The organism is Gordonia sp. SL306 (assembly GCF_026625785.1).
In the GTDB taxonomy this organism is placed as follows: Bacteria; Actinomycetota; Actinomycetes; order Mycobacteriales; family Mycobacteriaceae; genus Gordonia.
In genome coordinates, this window is the sequence record NZ_CP113063.1 from 4,540,009 (window position 1) to 4,556,497 (window position 16,489).

At 66.5% G+C, this 16,489-nt stretch carries 16 protein-coding genes and 1 pseudogene; 10 read left to right on the forward strand and 7 right to left on the reverse strand.

The window, feature by feature from the left end; genetic code table 11:
* Positions 1-40: 40 nt before the first annotated feature.
* The gene (locus OVA31_RS20745; protein WP_267628461.1) at positions 41-481 is read right to left on the reverse strand and encodes a globin; all 441 of its coding nucleotides are present in this window, start codon (positions 479-481) and stop codon (positions 41-43) included.
* A 160-nt stretch (positions 482-641) separates the two neighbouring features.
* On the opposite strand from OVA31_RS20745, the gene OVA31_RS20750 reads away from it, so the two are divergent.
* The 3 genes from OVA31_RS20750 to OVA31_RS20760 all read left to right on the forward strand — a co-directional run bounded on the left by OVA31_RS20750 (position 642) and on the right by OVA31_RS20760 (position 2,180).
* Positions 642-1,289, forward strand: coding sequence for an HNH endonuclease (locus tag OVA31_RS20750; RefSeq protein ID WP_267628462.1), 648 nt, complete (start codon positions 642-644; stop codon positions 1,287-1,289).
* Positions 1,290-1,447: 158 nt separating this feature from the next.
* Positions 1,448-1,696, forward strand: a complete 249-nt coding sequence (locus tag OVA31_RS20755) for a hypothetical protein (RefSeq protein ID WP_267628463.1) — start codon at positions 1,448-1,450, stop codon at positions 1,694-1,696.
* On the forward strand, positions 1,683-2,180 hold the full coding sequence (locus tag OVA31_RS20760) for a DUF5130 family protein (protein ID WP_267628464.1): 498 nt from the start codon (positions 1,683-1,685) through the stop codon (positions 2,178-2,180). The genes OVA31_RS20755 and OVA31_RS20760 overlap by 14 nt, the downstream gene beginning before the upstream one ends.
* Before the next feature lie 109 nt (positions 2,181-2,289).
* Here OVA31_RS20760 and OVA31_RS20765 read toward each other — a convergent pair whose 3' ends face one another.
* On the reverse strand, positions 2,290-3,726 hold the full coding sequence (locus OVA31_RS20765; RefSeq protein WP_267628465.1) for a cation:dicarboxylate symporter family transporter: 1,437 nt from the start codon (positions 3,724-3,726) through the stop codon (positions 2,290-2,292).
* 143 nt (positions 3,727-3,869) lie between these two features.
* Between OVA31_RS20765 and OVA31_RS20770 the strand changes: the two genes are divergently transcribed.
* The gene (locus OVA31_RS20770; protein WP_267628467.1) at positions 3,870-5,423 is read left to right on the forward strand and encodes an ATP-binding protein; all 1,554 of its coding nucleotides are present in this window, start codon (positions 3,870-3,872) and stop codon (positions 5,421-5,423) included.
* On the forward strand, positions 5,420-6,115 hold the full coding sequence (locus OVA31_RS20775; RefSeq protein ID WP_267628468.1) for a response regulator: 696 nt from the start codon (positions 5,420-5,422) through the stop codon (positions 6,113-6,115). The genes OVA31_RS20770 and OVA31_RS20775 overlap by 4 nt, the downstream gene beginning before the upstream one ends.
* A gap of 42 nt (positions 6,116-6,157) precedes the next feature.
* Here the strand turns inward: OVA31_RS20775 and pepN are convergent, their stop codons facing one another.
* A complete protein-coding gene (gene pepN / locus OVA31_RS20780) occupies positions 6,158-8,743 on the reverse strand; it encodes an aminopeptidase N (protein ID WP_267628469.1) in 2,586 nt (861 codons plus the stop codon).
* Positions 8,744-8,865: 122 nt separating this feature from the next.
* Between pepN and OVA31_RS20785 the strand changes: the two genes are divergently transcribed.
* Positions 8,866-9,498 carry a DsbA family protein gene (locus OVA31_RS20785; RefSeq protein ID WP_267628471.1) on the forward strand — a complete coding sequence of 211 codons (633 nt, stop codon included), beginning with the start codon at positions 8,866-8,868 and terminating at the stop codon, positions 9,496-9,498.
* A 36-nt stretch (positions 9,499-9,534) separates the two neighbouring features.
* Here OVA31_RS20785 and OVA31_RS20790 read toward each other — a convergent pair whose 3' ends face one another.
* Positions 9,535-10,563: a M48 family metallopeptidase gene (locus OVA31_RS20790; protein ID WP_267628472.1), complete on the reverse strand. Its 1,029-nt coding sequence runs from the start codon at positions 10,561-10,563 to the stop codon at positions 9,535-9,537.
* A gap of 22 nt (positions 10,564-10,585) precedes the next feature.
* Between OVA31_RS20790 and OVA31_RS20795 the strand changes: the two genes are divergently transcribed.
* Positions 10,586-11,062, forward strand: a complete 477-nt coding sequence (locus tag OVA31_RS20795; protein ID WP_267628473.1) for a ribose-5-phosphate isomerase — start codon at positions 10,586-10,588, stop codon at positions 11,060-11,062.
* Between the two features lie 29 nt (positions 11,063-11,091).
* The gene (locus OVA31_RS20800) at positions 11,092-11,910 is read left to right on the forward strand and encodes an Fpg/Nei family DNA glycosylase (RefSeq protein ID WP_267628474.1); all 819 of its coding nucleotides are present in this window, start codon (positions 11,092-11,094) and stop codon (positions 11,908-11,910) included.
* Positions 11,911-11,917: 7 nt separating this feature from the next.
* On the opposite strand, the gene OVA31_RS20805 is transcribed toward OVA31_RS20800, so the two are convergent.
* Positions 11,918-12,052: a hypothetical protein gene (locus OVA31_RS20805; protein WP_267628475.1), complete on the reverse strand. Its 135-nt coding sequence runs from the start codon at positions 12,050-12,052 to the stop codon at positions 11,918-11,920.
* A gap of 167 nt (positions 12,053-12,219) precedes the next feature.
* Between OVA31_RS20805 and OVA31_RS20810 the strand changes: the two genes are divergently transcribed.
* Both OVA31_RS20810 and OVA31_RS20815 read left to right on the forward strand, forming a co-directional pair.
* Positions 12,220-13,155, forward strand: a complete 936-nt coding sequence (locus OVA31_RS20810; protein WP_267628476.1) for a PE-PPE domain-containing protein — start codon at positions 12,220-12,222, stop codon at positions 13,153-13,155.
* A 108-nt stretch (positions 13,156-13,263) separates the two neighbouring features.
* A pseudogene (locus OVA31_RS20815) lies at positions 13,264-13,711 on the forward strand (FAD-dependent oxidoreductase); the annotation flags it as partial.
* Positions 13,712-13,777: 66 nt separating this feature from the next.
* Here the strand turns inward: OVA31_RS20815 and OVA31_RS20820 are convergent.
* Both OVA31_RS20820 and OVA31_RS20825 read right to left on the reverse strand, forming a co-directional pair.
* Positions 13,778-14,485, reverse strand: a complete 708-nt coding sequence (locus OVA31_RS20820; protein WP_267628477.1) for a L,D-transpeptidase — start codon at positions 14,483-14,485, stop codon at positions 13,778-13,780.
* A 290-nt stretch (positions 14,486-14,775) separates the two neighbouring features.
* Entirely contained in the window at positions 14,776-15,954 is a 1,179-nt protein-coding gene (locus tag OVA31_RS20825; RefSeq protein ID WP_267631629.1) for a lipase family protein, read from the reverse strand.
* Positions 15,955-16,489: the final 535 nt, after the last annotated feature.

The following is a 16,489-nucleotide window of genomic DNA, read 5'->3' on the forward strand; positions in this document are numbered from 1 at the left end:
ACAGGTCATCTCGGCGCGTCGAAACGGACGTGTCGGCGTGTCAGACGGGCGAATTCATCATCGATTGCGCTGCCATCTCCATGTAGTCGACCAGTGCCTGCCGGTGCGGGTCATCGAGGGTCTGAGCGTCGATCGACCCGATCGCGGTGTGCATGCAGCGCAGCCATGCATCGCGTTCGATGGGACCGATGCGGAACGGGTGGTGGCGCATGCGCAACCGTGGATGGCCACGTTCCTCCGAATACGTGCGGGGCCCGCCCCAGTACTGCTCGAGGAACATCCGCAGACGTCGTTCCGCGGGTCCGAGGTCCTCCTCGGGGTAGAGCGGCCGTAACACCTCATCGGCGGCGACCTCCTCGTAGAACCGCGCGGTGAGCTTGTGAAACGTCTCCGCGCCGCCCACCTCGTCGTAAAAGGTTCGCTGCGTGGAAGGGTTGCTGGGCTCTATGCCGCCGGGGACCTCGGTACTCACGGCCTCCATTGTCCTGACCGCGGGCGCAGGCCTCAACCGCCCGTGCTCCGCGGGTGATCGGGTCACCGGCTGTTCACCGAGGCGACCTGCGGTGACACGCACAATTGTCGTGCAATAGTCCGTGTTCCATGGTCAACTTGACCTCGTCGTGTTGAGGTGGGAGACACATATGACGAGCAGGAGCGCAGCAAAGACGGTATCGGCCGACGGCGGCCGGGCGCGCATCACTGCGCTCACCACGCTCCCAGGCGGCCGCGCGCACGAGTCCGTTGGCGCCTGTCCGTCGCGTTCGGCATTGCTCTGGGGTCGTCGCCGGGTGCTGTTGCTCAACGCCACCTATGAGCCGCTGACCGCCATCTCTCTGCGACGGGCCATCGTCCTGGTCCTGCGTGAGCGCGCCGACGTCGTGCACGCCGACGACGGCGGACTCGCCGTGCATTCGGCCGACATGTCGGTTCCGGTGCCCTCGGTCATCCGGTTGCGGTCGTTCGTCAAGGTGCCGTATCGCGCCGTGGTGCCGCTGACGCGGGCCGCGCTGATGCACCGCGACCGTTTTCGCTGCGGGTACTGCTCCGCCAAGGCGACCACCATCGATCATGTGTTGCCACGGAGTCGGGGCGGTGCCCACTCGTGGGAGAACTGCGTCGCCTGTTGCGCGAGCTGCAACCACCGCAAGGCCGATCGGCTCCTGAGCGAGCTGGGCTGGTCGCTGCGTGTCCAGCCGGGGGTCCCGAAGGGGCGTCATTGGCGTTTGCTGGCCACGGTCAAGGAGATCGATCCGGCGTGGGCGCAGTACATCGACGCCGGGGCCGCCTGATCCGGCCAGGAATCGGATGGTGGATCGGCGAAATCGTGTCTACGACGCACTGTAGGGGTCAGCGCCCGAGTGCCGCGTGCGTCGGCTAGATTGATCACAATGACCTGTACTTCGGATGTTCCGCAGGTCACCGCAGTGCAACCGATCGAAAGGGTGACATGGACAACCTGATCGTCGCCATCGGAGTGCCTGTCACGATCATCTGTGTGGTCCTTGTCGTGGCATGTGTCATCGCGATGGCGTTCACGTTCAACACGAAGTATCCGAAGGTGTCGCTGTACACCCTCGATCAGCAGTGGGATCGCGCCCCACTGCTCTTCAGCGCCACGGGCATAGAGCCGATGACGCTGGCACATCATGCGGAATCGACCGATGTGGACGGAGGCTCGGCCAGTGGCAAGTGGTGAGGTAGCAACAGGTCGTCACGCCGAGGTCGAGGCGACATCGGCGGCCGGGAGTGCACTGCCGGTCGGCACGGTCATCACCAACAGTGGACGCGTCTCGGCGACGCGGTTCCCGGGTCAGGCGCCCACCACGCCGCCGTTCACCCGTGAGGAACTGATCGGGCTCGACGACGCGCTCAAGAGCGCCAGCGAGAAGGCCCTCGTCCGGTTCTCGGTCTACATCGGTGAGCTCGGTGCGGACGCCGTCGCGGATGCTCGCGCGGTACTGCTCCGCTCTCCGGAGCCCGCCAACGGCGCGCTGATCGCAGTGTCCCCGAATGCCCACGAGGTCGTGGTGGTCTCGGGTGTCGCCGTCGCCGACCGGGTCAACGATCGCGTCGCCCAGCTCGGTGTGACCGCGGCCGTGACGAGTTTCCGTCAGGGTGACCTGATCGACGGATTGATCGCGGCGCTGCGGGTGATGTCGACCGCTGCCGCCGTCTCCTGACGGGCGGTACCGGAGCCTGCTGAGGGCGTACCTCACAATCCAGACAATCCAACTGACGGCCGCTCACCCCCGGGTGAGCGGCCGTCAGTCTTTCTGTCGGTGTCCGCGGTCAGTGATCGGTCAGTACGCGATCCGACCGTGGTGATGTCCGCTCCGCGTCCTCGCCCGAGCGGCGGACCACCGGTTCGTCGTCGACCATGTCCGACTCGTTGAACGGTGCGCCGCCGCTGAGGACGGTGTCGACCCTGCCCTTGTCGACGGTCCCCGTCCACGAGCCGACCAGCAGCGTCGCGACCGCGTTGCCGGAGAAGTTGGTCACCGCGCGGGCCTCGGACATGAACCGGTCGATCCCGACGATGAGTCCCACGCCGTCGAGCATCTCGGGTCGATGGGCCTGCAACCCGCCGGCCAGGGTGGCCAACCCCGCGCCGCTGACGCCTGCTGCGCCCTTCGACGCGATGATCATGAATGCCAGCAGACCGATCTGTTCGCCGATCGACAGCGGGTCGCCCATCGCATCGGCGATGAAGATCGAGGCCATCGTGAGATAGATGGCCGTCCCGTCGAGGTTGAACGAATATCCGGTGGGCACCACCACGCCCACGGTGGTCTTCTCCACGCCCAGGTGTTCCATCTTCGCGATCAGGCGCGGGAGGGCGGACTCCGACGACGAGGTGGCGAAGATCAGCAGGTACTCACGGGCGAGGTAGCGGACCAACCGGAAGATGGACACGCTCGCCACGGTCCGCAGCAGGACGCCGAGGACACCGAACACGAACACCACGCAGGTGAGGTAGAACGCCAGCATCAGGATCAGCAGTTGCTGGACCGCGGCCCACCCCGTCTGGCCGACGACGTTGGCGATCGCGCCGAATGCGCCGATCGGGGCCACCCACAGGATCATCGACAAGACCTTGAAGACGAGTTTCTGGAAGTACGACACCGCGGTCAGGATCGGCTCGCCGGTGCGGCCCATGGCCTGGATCGCGAATCCCACGAGCAGGGCGACGAACAGCGCCTGCAACACATTGCCCTCCGTCAGCGCGGACACCATCGAGGTGGGGATGATGCCCTCGACGAAGTCGAGCGTCCCACCGGATTCATGTGCCTCCGCCGCGAGTTCGGCGCCCTTGCCCGCGGCCGTCGTGATGTTGAGACCTTCGCCGGGCTTGATCAGGTTGCCGACGACGAGGCCGATCGCCAGCGCGACGGTCGACATCACCAGGAAGTACACGAATGCGAGTCCGCCGACCTTACCGACGGTCGCCGCCTTCCGTACCGACCCGATGCCGAGGACGATGGTGCAGAAGATCACCGGCGCGATCATCATCTTGATCAGGCTCACGAACATGGTGCCCAGGAACGCGAGATCCTTGCCGGCCTGCGGCGCGACGAGGCCGACGACGACACCGGCCACCACCGCGACGATCACGGCGATGTAGAGCCAATGCGTGCGATCGCGCTTCTTGACCGCGGGCAGATCAGTGGTGGACACCGGAGGAGCGGGCTCGTCGCCCGGCTCGTTCGGTCGTGATCGCAGATTCATCGGATTCCTCTCGTCGTAGCCGCGTCATGGACCGCGCGGTCACCGTCCGTGTATGGATTGTGGGATGAAAGCGTGACGCGGGTCACGATTGAGTTCGTTTCGTTCACCGAACGAAACCGACGATTCCCGGGTGGAGGTGGCCGATGTATCGAGCGATTCCCCGGACTCTCGCTGGTCAGGCGGTTGCCTGGCTGCTGATGCTGGTCGCCGTCATCGTCGTCGCCGGTAGTGTGCTCGCCGCGATCGATGCCCGAGTCGACGGTGATCGTGCCGCCCGGGACGAGGTGACGGCGATCGCGGTGAGTCTCGCCGATTCACCGTCTACGTCCCGCGCACTCATGTCGCCCGATCCGGCGGCGACTCTGCAACCGGTGACCGAACAGGTCCGGAAGGCGACGGACATCGCCTTCATCACGATCATGGGCACCGACGGCACCCGCTACACGCACACCAATCCCGGGCTCATCGGGCAGAAGTACATCGGATCGACGGTCGAGGCGCTCCGGGGCGAGGTCCACACCGAGACCTACACGGGCACGCTCGGACCGTCGGTCCGGACGGTCGCGCCGGTCCGTGCCCCCGACGGGCGGATCGTCGGGCTGGTCGCGGCGGGGATCACCCAGCAGTCGCTCACCGCGGCGTGGCTTGCGCAACTGCCGCTGATCGCCGCGATCGCGCTCGCGGCACTCGTGACGGCCGGGTTGGGTCTCTGGCTGATCCGCCGCAGACTCCTCCGACAGACCGGTGGGCTGGCACCGTCGGAGCTCCGGCTCATGTACGAGCACCACGACGCGGTGCTCCATGCCGTTCGCGAAGGGCTGGTGGTGACCGAGCGCGGCCACCCAGCACTGGTCAACGACGAGGCTCGGCGGCTGCTGGGCGGGGGGCACAACGGAGAGGTCGAACTGCCTGCCTTCCTCGTCAGCGGCGACGAGCCGTTGGTCGACGTGCTCTACGCCGAACAGGGCCGGACACTGGTGGTCAGCCGGTCGCCGGTGCCGACCGACGCCACCTCCGCGGTCGTCACGATTCGGGACCGCACCGAATTGGCCGAGGCCATGGGCGAACTCGACTCGATGACCCGATTCGCCGAGGCGCTGAGATCGCAGCTGCACGAATCCGCGAATCGGCTGCACACCGTGGTCGCGATGATCGAGACGGGCCGCAGCGAGGAGGCGGCGCTGATGGCGACGACCGAGATGCAGTTGTCGCAACGATTGATCGATCGGATGACCGAAACCGTGGCGGAGCCGGCGCTGGCCGCACTGCTGCTGGGGAAGTCGGCACAGGCCGCCGAGCGTGGCATCTCGTTGATGCTCACCGAAGATTCGCAATTCGGCGACGATGCGATCGAACTCCTGACCGTCGGTGAGATGATCACCGTCGTGGGCAATCTCATCGACAATGCGCTCGACGCATGTGATCCCGCCGACCCCTGGGTGGAGGTGACCGTCGTCGGGGACCACGGCCATCTCGAGGTCGTCGTCGCCGACAGCGGACCCGGAATGGACCCCGGCGAGTTCGATCGCGCACAGACCAGGGGGTACTCCACCAAGGCGGGTGGTGATGCCCTCGGCCGCGGGTTGGGTCTGGCACTGGTCGCCCAGGTGGTCGATCGGCATCACGGAACCCTGCGTGCCGAGAACACCTATGCGTCCGTGGTGACGGTGATGTTGTCGGGGGACGGCGATCGATGATCCGCGTGCTGATCGTCGAGGACGAACCCCTCATCGCCGAGGCGCATCGCGAATATCTCTCCCGCGTGGGTGGATTCGAGATCGTGGCGTCGGTCACCACGGCGCAGCAGGCGATGCGGGTCGCGACCGAGGCCGCGGGATCGTCGGAGCCGATCGACCTGGTGCTGCTCGACCTGGGACTGCCCGATGCGCGTGGGGTGGACCTCGCCTCCGCGCTGTCGGGCGTGCGGCCCGGCCCGGATGTCATCGCGATCACCGCGCAGCGTGATCTGGCCACGGTGCGCAGTGCGATGTCCCATGGCGTACTGCTGTATCTCCTGAAGCCCTTCACCTTTGCGGCCTTCGGTGAGAAGATCCGGCAGTACCTCAACTATCGAGGTGCGCTCACCGCAGGCAGTGATGCGGTGAGTCAGCGTGACGTCGACCGAGCTCTTGCCGAACTGCGGACCTCGGACACGCGGCGGACCGCGAAGAAGGGGGCCGCCCCGGACACCGAGGATGCCGTCGGGCGCGCGGTCCGGGACAGCGACGGTGGCCTCACCGCGTCGGAGGTGGCAGCGGTGCTGGGGAGTTCGCGCGTCACCGCCTGGCGATATCTGGAGCGGCTGGCCGACGACGGCACGGTCGAGCGCACCACCGAATACGGCAACACCGGGCGACCTCAGGTCCGGTATCGCTGGCGAAGCCGCTGAGCGAGGCGGGGTCCGACGACAGTGCCGCCGGACCCCGGACACTCACTGCTGTGCGTCGAACTCCCGTGCGCGCAGCGACCGGGCCACGGTGTCACGCCCCTCGGAGATCAGGCGCTTCAGTGCCGGCGGGTGATCGGCGGACAGGAACTCGTCCGCGGCGGCGATACTCTCGGCGTTGATCGCCCAATGTGGGTAGAGGCCCACGACAACCGTTTGCGCCACCTCGCTCGACCGACGGGCCCAGATGTCGGGGATCGCCTCGAAGTACTTGGCCACATACGGCTGCAGCAGCTCGTCCTGGCCTGCCCGTGCGAAGCCCTCGATCATGGTCCGGGTGTAGACATTCGAGAGCGAGTCGTCCTCGACGGCCTGAGCCCAGGCGTCGGCCTTGGCCTCGGCCAGTGGTCGGGACGCCCGTGCGGCGGCGGCCTGGCGCTGACCGGTGGCCGTGTTGTCGCGTCCCGCCTCGGCGTCGATGATGGGCGAGCTCGCCGGGTCCGTGTCGATCGCGCCGGCGGAGGCCAGTGCGCGCACCAACTTCCAGCGCATGTCGGTGTCCACCACGAGACCGGCGAGTCCGTGCGACGTCGGATCGTCGCCGTCGAGCAGACCGCGAACGGCCGGGATCTGATCGTCGTTGAGCTTGCCGGCGAGCCAGGTGTTCACGAAGGCGAGCTGATGATCGGAGCCGGGCTCGGAGCTTCGTGCGAGTTCGAACAGTCGGGCGCTGAAACCCGGACGGCCTGTCGCCGACACCCATGCGGGATCGGCATAGGCCTCGATTGCGCTGGTCGCCTGCATCAGGACTCGTTGCACCACACCGATCTCCGATTCGGAGGCGATGCCGCGCTGCACCAGCTCGGCGAACTCGCGTGCCGCCATCTCGGCCTGCCGGGTCATCTCCCAGGCCGCCGACCAGACGAGCGTGCGCGGCATCGGATCGGCGATGTCGCCGATCCGGGTGGTCGCGGTGGCCAGGGACTCCGAATCCAGTCGGACCGATGCGTAGGTGAGATCGTCGTCGTTGAGCAGCACGAGGGCGCCGCGGGCGATCCCGACGAGCTCGGCGACGTCGGTCCGCTCGCCCTCGACGTCGAGTTCGGCGCTGTGGACGCGCTCGAGCGTCCCGGAGCCGTTGTCGTCGTAGATGCCGACCTTCATGCGATGGACGCGGGTCTCGCCTGCGCCAGGTTTCGCGCCGTCCTGGACGATCGTGAACCGGGTGAACTTCCCGTCCGCGTCGAGCTCGAAGTCGGGCCGCATCACGTTGATGCCGGTCGTCTTGAGCCACTGGGAACCCCAGTCGGACAGATCGCGTCCGGACGACTTCTCCAGTGCGGCAAGGAGGTCCGAGAACGATGCGTTGCCGAACTTGTGGGCCTCGAAGTAGTCGCGCAGGCCGGCCAGGAAGTCCTCGAGGCCGACATAGGCGACCAGTTGCTTGAGTACCGACGCGCCCTTGGCGTAGGTGATGCCGTCGAAGTTGACCTCGACGGCTGCGATGTCGGGGATATCCGCGGCCACCGGGTGGGTGGACGGCAGCTGGTCCTGTCGATACGCCCAGGATTTCTCGACGTTCGCGAACGTGGTCCACGCGTTCTTGTACTCGGTCGCCTCGGACTGGGACAGGACAGACGCGAACGTGGCGAAGGACTCGTTGAGCCACAGGTCATCCCACCACTGCATGGTGACCAGGTCACCGAACCACATGTGGGCCATCTCGTGCAGGACGGTCTCGGCGCGACGCTCGTAGAGGTACTTGGTGACCCGTGAACGGAAGACATAGTCCTCGAGGAAGGTCACCGCGCCTGCGTTCTCCATCGCGCCTGCATTGAACTCCGGCACGAAGAGCTGATCGTATTTGCCGAAGGCATAGGGGATGCCGAAGTTCTGGTGGTAGAAGCCGAAGCCCTGTTTGGTCTCGGTGAACAGTCGCTCGGCGTCCATGTGCTCGGCAAGCGATGCACGGCAATAGATCCCGAGCGGAATGGTGCCGTGATCGTCGGTGTAGTCGTCGGTCCACTCCGCATAGGGGCCGGCGATCAGGGCGACCAGGTACGTGCTGAGCAGCGGCGTCGCCCGGAACCGGTGGAGTCCAGGTTCGGCGGCGAGCGTGTTCACCACCGCCGCGTTCGAGATCACCTTCCAGTCCTCGGGAGCGGTGACCGTCAGCGTGTAGGTGGCCTTCAGGTCCGGCTGGTCGAAACAGGCGAACATGCGCTTGGCGTCGGCTGTCTCGAACTGCGAGTACAGATAGACCGCATCGTCAGTCGGGTCGACGAAGCGGTGCAGTCCCTCGCCGGTGTTGGAGTAGGCACAGTCGGCGACGACCGTGAGGGTGTTCTCGGCGGCCAGCGACGGGAGTGCGATACCCACCGACTCGTCGAAGCCGGACACGTCGAGGTCGGTGCCGTTGAGGGTTGCCGAGATGAGCGACGGTGCGACGAGGTCGATGAAGGTCTCGGCCCCGGGCGAGGCCGTGAACGTCACGGTGGTCACCGATCGGAAGGTGTCGACCCCCGGGCCCCCGTTGCCGTCGGTGAGGTCGAGGTCGATCGCATAGTTGCCGACGTCGATGGTCGCGGCGCGTTCGCGGGCTTGGTCGCGGGTCAGGTTGGGAGCAGTCACAGTCGGGTCAGTCCGCCTCTCGAATCGTGGTCCGTGGGCCAGCTTAACGGGAATGAGCGTCCGGGAATCTGGTTGTAGTTTGCGAAGAGGTATACCCACGACACACGCGGAAGGTCAGGTCGATGGCAACAGAGACGCAGACAGGTCAGCAGACACGGGATCGGGTGGATTTCTGGTTCGACCCACTGTGTCCGTGGTGCTGGATCACTTCGCGATGGATTCTGGAGGCCGAGAAGGTCCGGTCCATCGACGTGAACTTCCACGTCATGAGCCTGGCGGTGCTGAACGAGGGCAAGGACATCCCCGAGGAATACCGCGAAGGACTCAAGCAGGCCTGGCGTCCGGTACGCGTGATCGCCGCGGCGTGGGCGCAGAAGGGCGACGAGATCTTGGCACCGCTTTACGCGGCGATGGGCACGCGCATCCACAACAAGGGCATCAAGGACTTCGACCAGGTGATCAGCGAGTCGCTGGCCGAACTCGACCTGGACCCGTCGTTGGCGGACGCTGCCACGTCGGAGGAGTTCGACGAGTGGATCCGGACGAGCCATCACGAGGGCATGGACAAGGTCGGCGACGATGTCGGAACCCCGACCATCCACGTGAACGGTGTCGCGTTCTTCGGGCCGGTGCTCTCCCGTATCCCGCGCGGCGAGACCGCGGGGACCGTCTGGGACGGCGCTGTCGCGCTCGCGTCCTACCCGCACTTCTTCGAACTCAAGCGCAGTCGCGACGAAGCTCCCGAATTCGACTGACTCCCGGCCGGGCCGGTGCGGTGATGCCGCACCGGCTCAGAGCTTGGGTGGCATCTCCAGCCCGTTCGGCAGCGTGCCCGGTGTGACGGCCGCCGGGTGCGGTGGCGGCGGAACCGGGACGACGTTGCCGCTGCCGACGCCGCGCACGATGGCCTTCGGACGGAACAACATCGCGCCTGCACGGGTGCGATCGCGCAGTGCCGCCGCCCGCCAGGTGAGCACGGGGTGCGAGGCCAGTGCGTTGACCGCCCAGGTGAAGAATCCACGTTCGTGGGTGGCCCGGTCCGCGAACTGGTCGAAATCCACCGCCGACAACATGTATTTGCCCGCCGACAGCACGCCCATAGCCCCTGGTACTCCTCGGGGTTTGGTGTAGTACCCGTAGTTGTCGGCGGTGTACTCCTGTGCCCGCGACAGTGCCGCGCCGATCAGCGGGATGTTCATCCCCACCACGGTGGCCAGCTGTCGCCAGTAGGAGGTATGGCCCGCGGCGATATGACCGACCTCGTGGCCGATGATGAACTCGAGCGCCTCGGGGTCGCGCGCGCGACCACCCACCTCGAAGAGGTCCGAGTAGACCACCACGTACCGCCGGAAGCCGTGTCCGGAGGCGAAGGCGTTGATCATGCCGTTGCCGAGCACCACGTAGGCATCGGGAACGTACTCGAGTCCGTAGCGGGCGGCCGCCTCGACCACGATCCGGTAGCCCTCGGGGAATTGCGTCGGCGTCATCTGCACGCCGTTCACCCGTGGCTGCGCGTAGGTCAACCCACGAATCAGCAGGAGGACCAGGGGAGCGGCCAGGAGTGCGAGAAAATACTCGCTGAACTGGCCGAGGACCACCAGCCAGACGATCACGAGGTAACCGATGAGCGTGATCGCGACGATCAGCACGAGCATCGGGATCTCCCATGGATGCAGGCGTGGCCGCAGCGCGTATTGGGCGGGCGGCAGCCAGTAGGCGCCCGGTCCCGTCTCCTGAGGCGCTGGGGTCCGGTCACGGTCGGCGTCCGCGTGTGATTCCGAGACACCGGGAACATTGGGTATCGGCGATTGTGCGTCCACCTGACCAATCTATAGTGACGCCATGCGTGTCTACCTCGGTGCCGACCATGCCGGATTCGAATTGAAGAACGCGATCGCCGAACACCTGACGGCCAACGGTCATGAAGTCGTCGATTGCGGTGCGCTCACCTACGACGCGCAGGACGACTATCCGGCGTTCTGCATCGAGGCCGCACGTCGCACCGTGGCAGACCCGGGCAGTCTGGGAATTGTCTTGGGCGGCAGCGGAAACGGCGAGCAGATCGCCGCGAACAAGGTGCCCGGTGCGCGTTGCGCCCTGGCGTGGAGCACCGAGACCGCTCAGCTCGCCCGGCAGCACAACAATGCGCAGCTCATCGGCATCGGCGGCCGGATGCACAGCACGGCGGAAGCCCTCGCGATCGTGGATGCGTTCATTGCGACGCCGTGGTCGGACGAGGCTCGTCACCAGCGGCGGATCGACATCCTCGCCGACTACGAGCGCACCGGCGAGGCGCCTGCCCTGCCGGGGCAGAGCTGAGGCGACCCGCTCCGGGTCGTGGGTGAGTCGTGCCCGAAGGTCACACCCTGCATCGGTTGGCGCGCCGACAACAGCGCGTGTTCGGCGGGTCGCCGGTCCGTGTCAGCAGCCCGCAGGGCCGCTTCGTCGACGGTGCCGCCGCAGTCGACGGCCTGGTGTTCGCCAAGGCGGAAGCGTGGGGCAAGCACCTCGTCCAGCATTTTCGGCCGCTCGAGGGCAGGGGGCGGGCCGGTCGGCGGATGATCCACGTCCATCTCGGTCTCTATGGTGCGTTCACCGAGGCGGCGATGCCGATGGACGATCCGGTCGGCCAGGTCCGGATGCGGATCGAGGGTCGCGACGTGGGGACGGATCTGCGCGGACCGACGGCGTGCGAACTGTTCACCCCGGCCGACCTGGATGCCCTGATCGCCCGGCTGGGTCCCGATCCGTTGCGCAGCGATGCGGACCCGGCACGTGCTCGGGACGCCATCGGCCGGTCGCGCCGACCGATCGCTGCCTTGTTGATGGACCAACGTGTGATCGCGGGCGTGGGGAACGTCTATCGGGCGGAGGTCCTGTTCCGGGCGGGCATCGACCCGTATCGGGAGAGTCGCCGGATCGATCCCGACGAGTTCGACGGGCTGTGGTCTGACCTCGTGGCCCTGATGCGGATCGGGGTGCGCCGCGGACGCATGCACGTGGTCCGGCCCGAAGACGACCACGGGGCGCCGTCGTATGCGACCGATCGTCCGCGCACATATGTCTATCGCCGCGCGGGGGAGCCCTGTCGGATCTGTGGGGCCACAGTACGTGTCGTCGAACTCGACGGGCGAAACCTGTACTGGTGTCCCGTCTGTCAGCGTTGAGGGGCGATCAGCGGGATTCGGCGCGCTGCGCCATCACCAGGAGTTCGTCGCGCTGGTTGCGACTGGCGAGCGCATAGATGTCGTCGTAGAGCTTGCGCTGTGCGAACGGCTGAAAACGGGCACGGATACGTGCGAAGGACATGGGGGAACAACTCCTGAATTTGCGGTGCTTCGTATCCCATTGTCCGTGTTACAGCCAGGTTAATCAATCTGACCTGGGGTGATGTCGCTTACGTCCGGTGCGCGAATCACAGGAAACCCTCAGGCTCGGCCACGGGATTTCACACCCGGCACACGCACCATGGGGTGATGGGCGGGTTCTCGGAGATCGGATCACGGCAACACCGGCGGGTGACCGTGCTCGCGGTGGGCGGCACCGGGGAGTCCTTCGACGGCGACCGACGACGTGACGTGACCGGCATGCTGCGTGGCGTCACCGAAGGGCTCGACGAGCGCTTCGACTGTCGATGGATCGGATATCCCGCCAGCTACGGTCCTGCCACACACATCGGCGGGATCAGCTATCAGCGCAGCCTCGACATCGGTACGAGCGCGCTCCACACGGCCCTGTGGCAGACCGAGGGTCCCGTCGCCTTGATCGGCTATTCGCAAGGCGCCGTGGTGATCCGGGCCGCGCTGCACGAACTGGGCGAGGCCTCGGACCCGGTGCTCGAGCGTGTGTTGGCGGTCGGGTTCGTCGCCGACCCCCATCAGCCAACGGGCGTGGTGGCGGGTTGTGCGGGATGGGGTGTCGCCGGCCCGGGACCGGCCCTGCCTGTCGCGGTGCCTGCTCACTGGGTGGGTACGCCGGACGACATGATCTGCAACGCGGCTGCGGACTCCTTTCTCCGCGACGTCGCCGATCTGACGGCAGGTTTCGCAGTGGGCCGAGTCCGTTCCTGGATGACCCAGATATGGAACATCCTGCGGCACAATTCCTTCCAGAATGCAGATCGGACATCGCCCGGCCTGGCGCAGATGTCCCGCGACGTCGGGCGGCTCTGGTCGGCGGTCCGGGAGGTGCTCGGCTATCTACCCGGGACCATCACCTGGCGCGGTCTGGTGTTCCGAAATCGCCGGGGCGGCCGGCACACGTCCTATGCCCGGGAGCCGTACCGGCGCGGATCGTGGACGGATCCCGACACCACCGGATGCGAGGCGCTCGCCGCCTGGTTGCAGGTGTGCGCGACGTTCTCGGACGTCGGTTGCGCGGCGGAGTGGGGCGAGGTCGAGTTCGCCGCCTGAGCGTGTCGCGCCCGATTCGTCCGCGCCGATGATTCGTCGGTGTTGAATCCCGTCGAACACTGTGCTTCTCGAGTCGTACCGCCCCGGATCCGGGGTGAGACTTGGTCCATGGATCACTACGACGTCGTCGTCATCGGTTCCGGTCCGGCGGGGCAGAAGGCCGCGATCGCCGCGGCCAAGCTCGGCAAGCGGGCCGCCATCGTCGAGCGGCGGCACATGGTCGGGGGAGTGTGCATCAACACCGGCACGATCCCGTCGAAGACCTTGCGCGAGGCTGTTCTCTATCTGTCCGGACTGAATCAACGCGCTCGGCACCAAGGTGACCGTCATCGAGCAGCGTCCCGTGATGCTCCGCTTCTGCCATCGTGAGATCATCGAGGCCCTGCAATACCAACTGCGTGAGCGAGACGTCACCTTCCGGTTCGGCGGGCACGTGATGACCGTCGAGACGCATCCGTCGGGCACGGTGACAGCGGACGCCCGGGGCAGGCTGAACGTCGACGAGCACTTCCGCACCGCGGTCGATCACATCTACGCCGTCGGCGACATCATCGGATACGAGAAGGGCCCGATCCGTGTGGACCGGGCCCTTCTCACATTCTTGACGATCTGGCGGGTGCGTTCAGTCGCCGGTGTATTTCGGACCGACGGTGCCACGCACGACGATCGGAGTGTCACGCGGGATGGTGTTGAACACCCACTTGCCGTTCTCGGTGCTCACGTTGATGCAGCCGTGGCTCGCATTGCTGCGGCCCTGCTGCGAGACCGACCAGGGGGCCGCATGGATGAAGATGCCGTCCCACGACATGCGGGTCGCGTACTCGACGTACGTGCGGTACCCCTCGGCGGAGTCGACCGGCACACCGTACGTGGACGAGTCCATGTACATGTCGCGGTACTTCTCCTTGGTGTGGTACACGCCGTTCGGGGTCGGGTGATCGTTGGTGCCCATCGAGATCGGCATCGTCTTGACCTGATTGCCGTTGTGCCACCAGGTGATCTGGTGGGAGGCATCGTCAGCGAGTGCGATCCAGCCGGTCGAGGTCTTGACCCCCGGGATGGCCGGGCCCTTGGGCTTTTCCGGCGTCGTGGGGGTCGGCTTCGGCTTCGGAGTGCTCTTGGGCGTCGACGGGGCACCCGGGATCTGCGGGGCACCGGGGATGTCGGGGATCGTCAGCGGCGGCAGCCCCGGCACCGGGGTGACGGTCGTCGGCGCGGCACTGGCGGCGATCGGCAGGGCGAGCACGACGGCGAGCGCACCGATCACGATGGCGATCGCACGTTGTGTCAGGCCGCGGCGCGCGCGACGTGAAGGCTTCGATGTGAACACGGAGAGACCTTTGCAGTTCGAGTTACTGAAGCGCTTCCCCCGGAGCGCTCAACCATCGTTACACAAACGTTGTCATCGGGCCAAAGCCGAAACGTCGAACATTCCACCAATTCCGCCCGACGGATGGGGGGATTCCGTGAACAGCGTGGTGACCGGGGCAGGTGACCCAGTCGGCGTGACAACCGTCACATCGTGACAAGGTCATCTCTACGACCTGCGGCCGTGACGTGGCCGCGACCCGACGCCGGAGTTCTCGCGGGGTCACCCGGGTGACCCCGCGCGAACTCCGGTCAGCAGCTACTCGGAGCCGGAGCCCCGTTGAAGCGGTCGGTGAGGTACTGGAAAGCGGGCAGGAGACCGATGACGGCAGCCGACAGATGATCGGGCGACGGTGTCAGCAGGCGCTGGACGCGAGCGCCGGCCCGGCAGTACCGGTTGATCGTGTAGTCGATCGACGACACGGGGATGAGGACATCGGTCGGGCTGTGCCATTCGAAGATGGGAATGCGCGGGATTCCGGGATAGAGCGAGAGGCTGTTCTCCTCGACGACCCGGCGCGCATCCTTGTTGTCGAAGATCGCTCGGCCGCCGATGGTCACCTGCTGGGCGTCATGCCCGGCGCCCAGGCGCAGGATGTCGTTCGTGCAAGCGTTGCGCATGCCCTGATACATCTGTCTGCCGAGCGGCGACAGGTATTGCATCATCGGGATCTGCTCGGGGTACTCGCGCGCGACGCCGATGGCCGCGGCGAACGCCAGGCCGAAGGCCGGATGCGGGTTGTTGTAGCCCAGTCCCTCGGCCATCTTGATCAGGTTCATCGGCACGCCACCGTAGGCGGCACCGACGATGTTCAGGTCGGGCGCGTACTTCGGTGCCAGGGCGACCGCCCATGCGGTGGCCATACCGCCACCGGAGTAGCCGGCCATGCCGACCCGGCTCTTGGACACCTGTGCGGGGCCGAATCGCTGCACCGCGCGGATGCCGTCCAAGGTGATCTGGCCGCCGAGTTTGGCGGCACCGTAGGCGCTGCGCGGTCCGAGGTGGTCGGGGATGGCGATCGTCCAGCCACGCTGCAGGGCCACGTTCAGGGCCGGGGCCTCCCGGATCGTCAGATTCGGGTCCTGGGTCCAGAGTGCTTGCGACGGAGCGCATTCGAGGCCGGTCGCGTTGATGATGTGCTGGAAAGACAGCAGTGGTCCGTTGACGCGTTTCTTGGTGGGCACCATCAGGGTGGTCACGGCCGAGATCGGCTTGCCCTGGCTGTCGGTCGAACGGAACTTGATCTGGTAGGTCCGTACGTCGAAGAACGCGGGGGGATTGGGTCGGCCGCGCACCGAGATCACGTCGCCGGGCGCATACTTCCCGATGTTCTTCGGGATCGTGTAGAAGCTGTCGGGTAGCGGTGTGGGCATCGCGACGTCGTCGGCGGTCGCGGTCGGTGTGCCTGCGATCATGCCGCCCGCGATCATCGACAGTGCCGCCGCGGCGGCGACGAGTCTGCGTCGAATGGCCGTCGTCCTACGTGGCGGCGAAGGCGTGATGTGCGTTCGGTCGTCGGGCAAGAGCATGTGTCCCCCAGGGCTGAATATCAGGATCGGATGTCCCACGACGTCCTCCGACCCCCACGGTGGTGTCCGTCGTTCGTCCTAATGGTGCGACACATAGGTGCGCAATGCCAACGCGTGTTGAGATCTTTGGTCCGGACGGATGGTTGGTCGGCATGCCGGGGCCCGGCGCCCACCGGCGCCGGCACGATGGGTCTTCAGGCAGGCTGCGGGTGCTCGGTCCGCAGGTGACGAGCCGGTTCGGAACAGGACTCATCGCGGCATACGAGCATCACGTCGACGCGTCCGGGGCCGGAGTCGGAATGTGTGACGTCCTTTCGGACGTACAGATGTGCACCGCAACTCGGGCACTTGCGTGGGCTCTTCGAATGGCTGGATGACATGGCCCAACCCTACGCCGGATGTGGCCTACATCACAGGGCCGCGGACGGGCCACGGG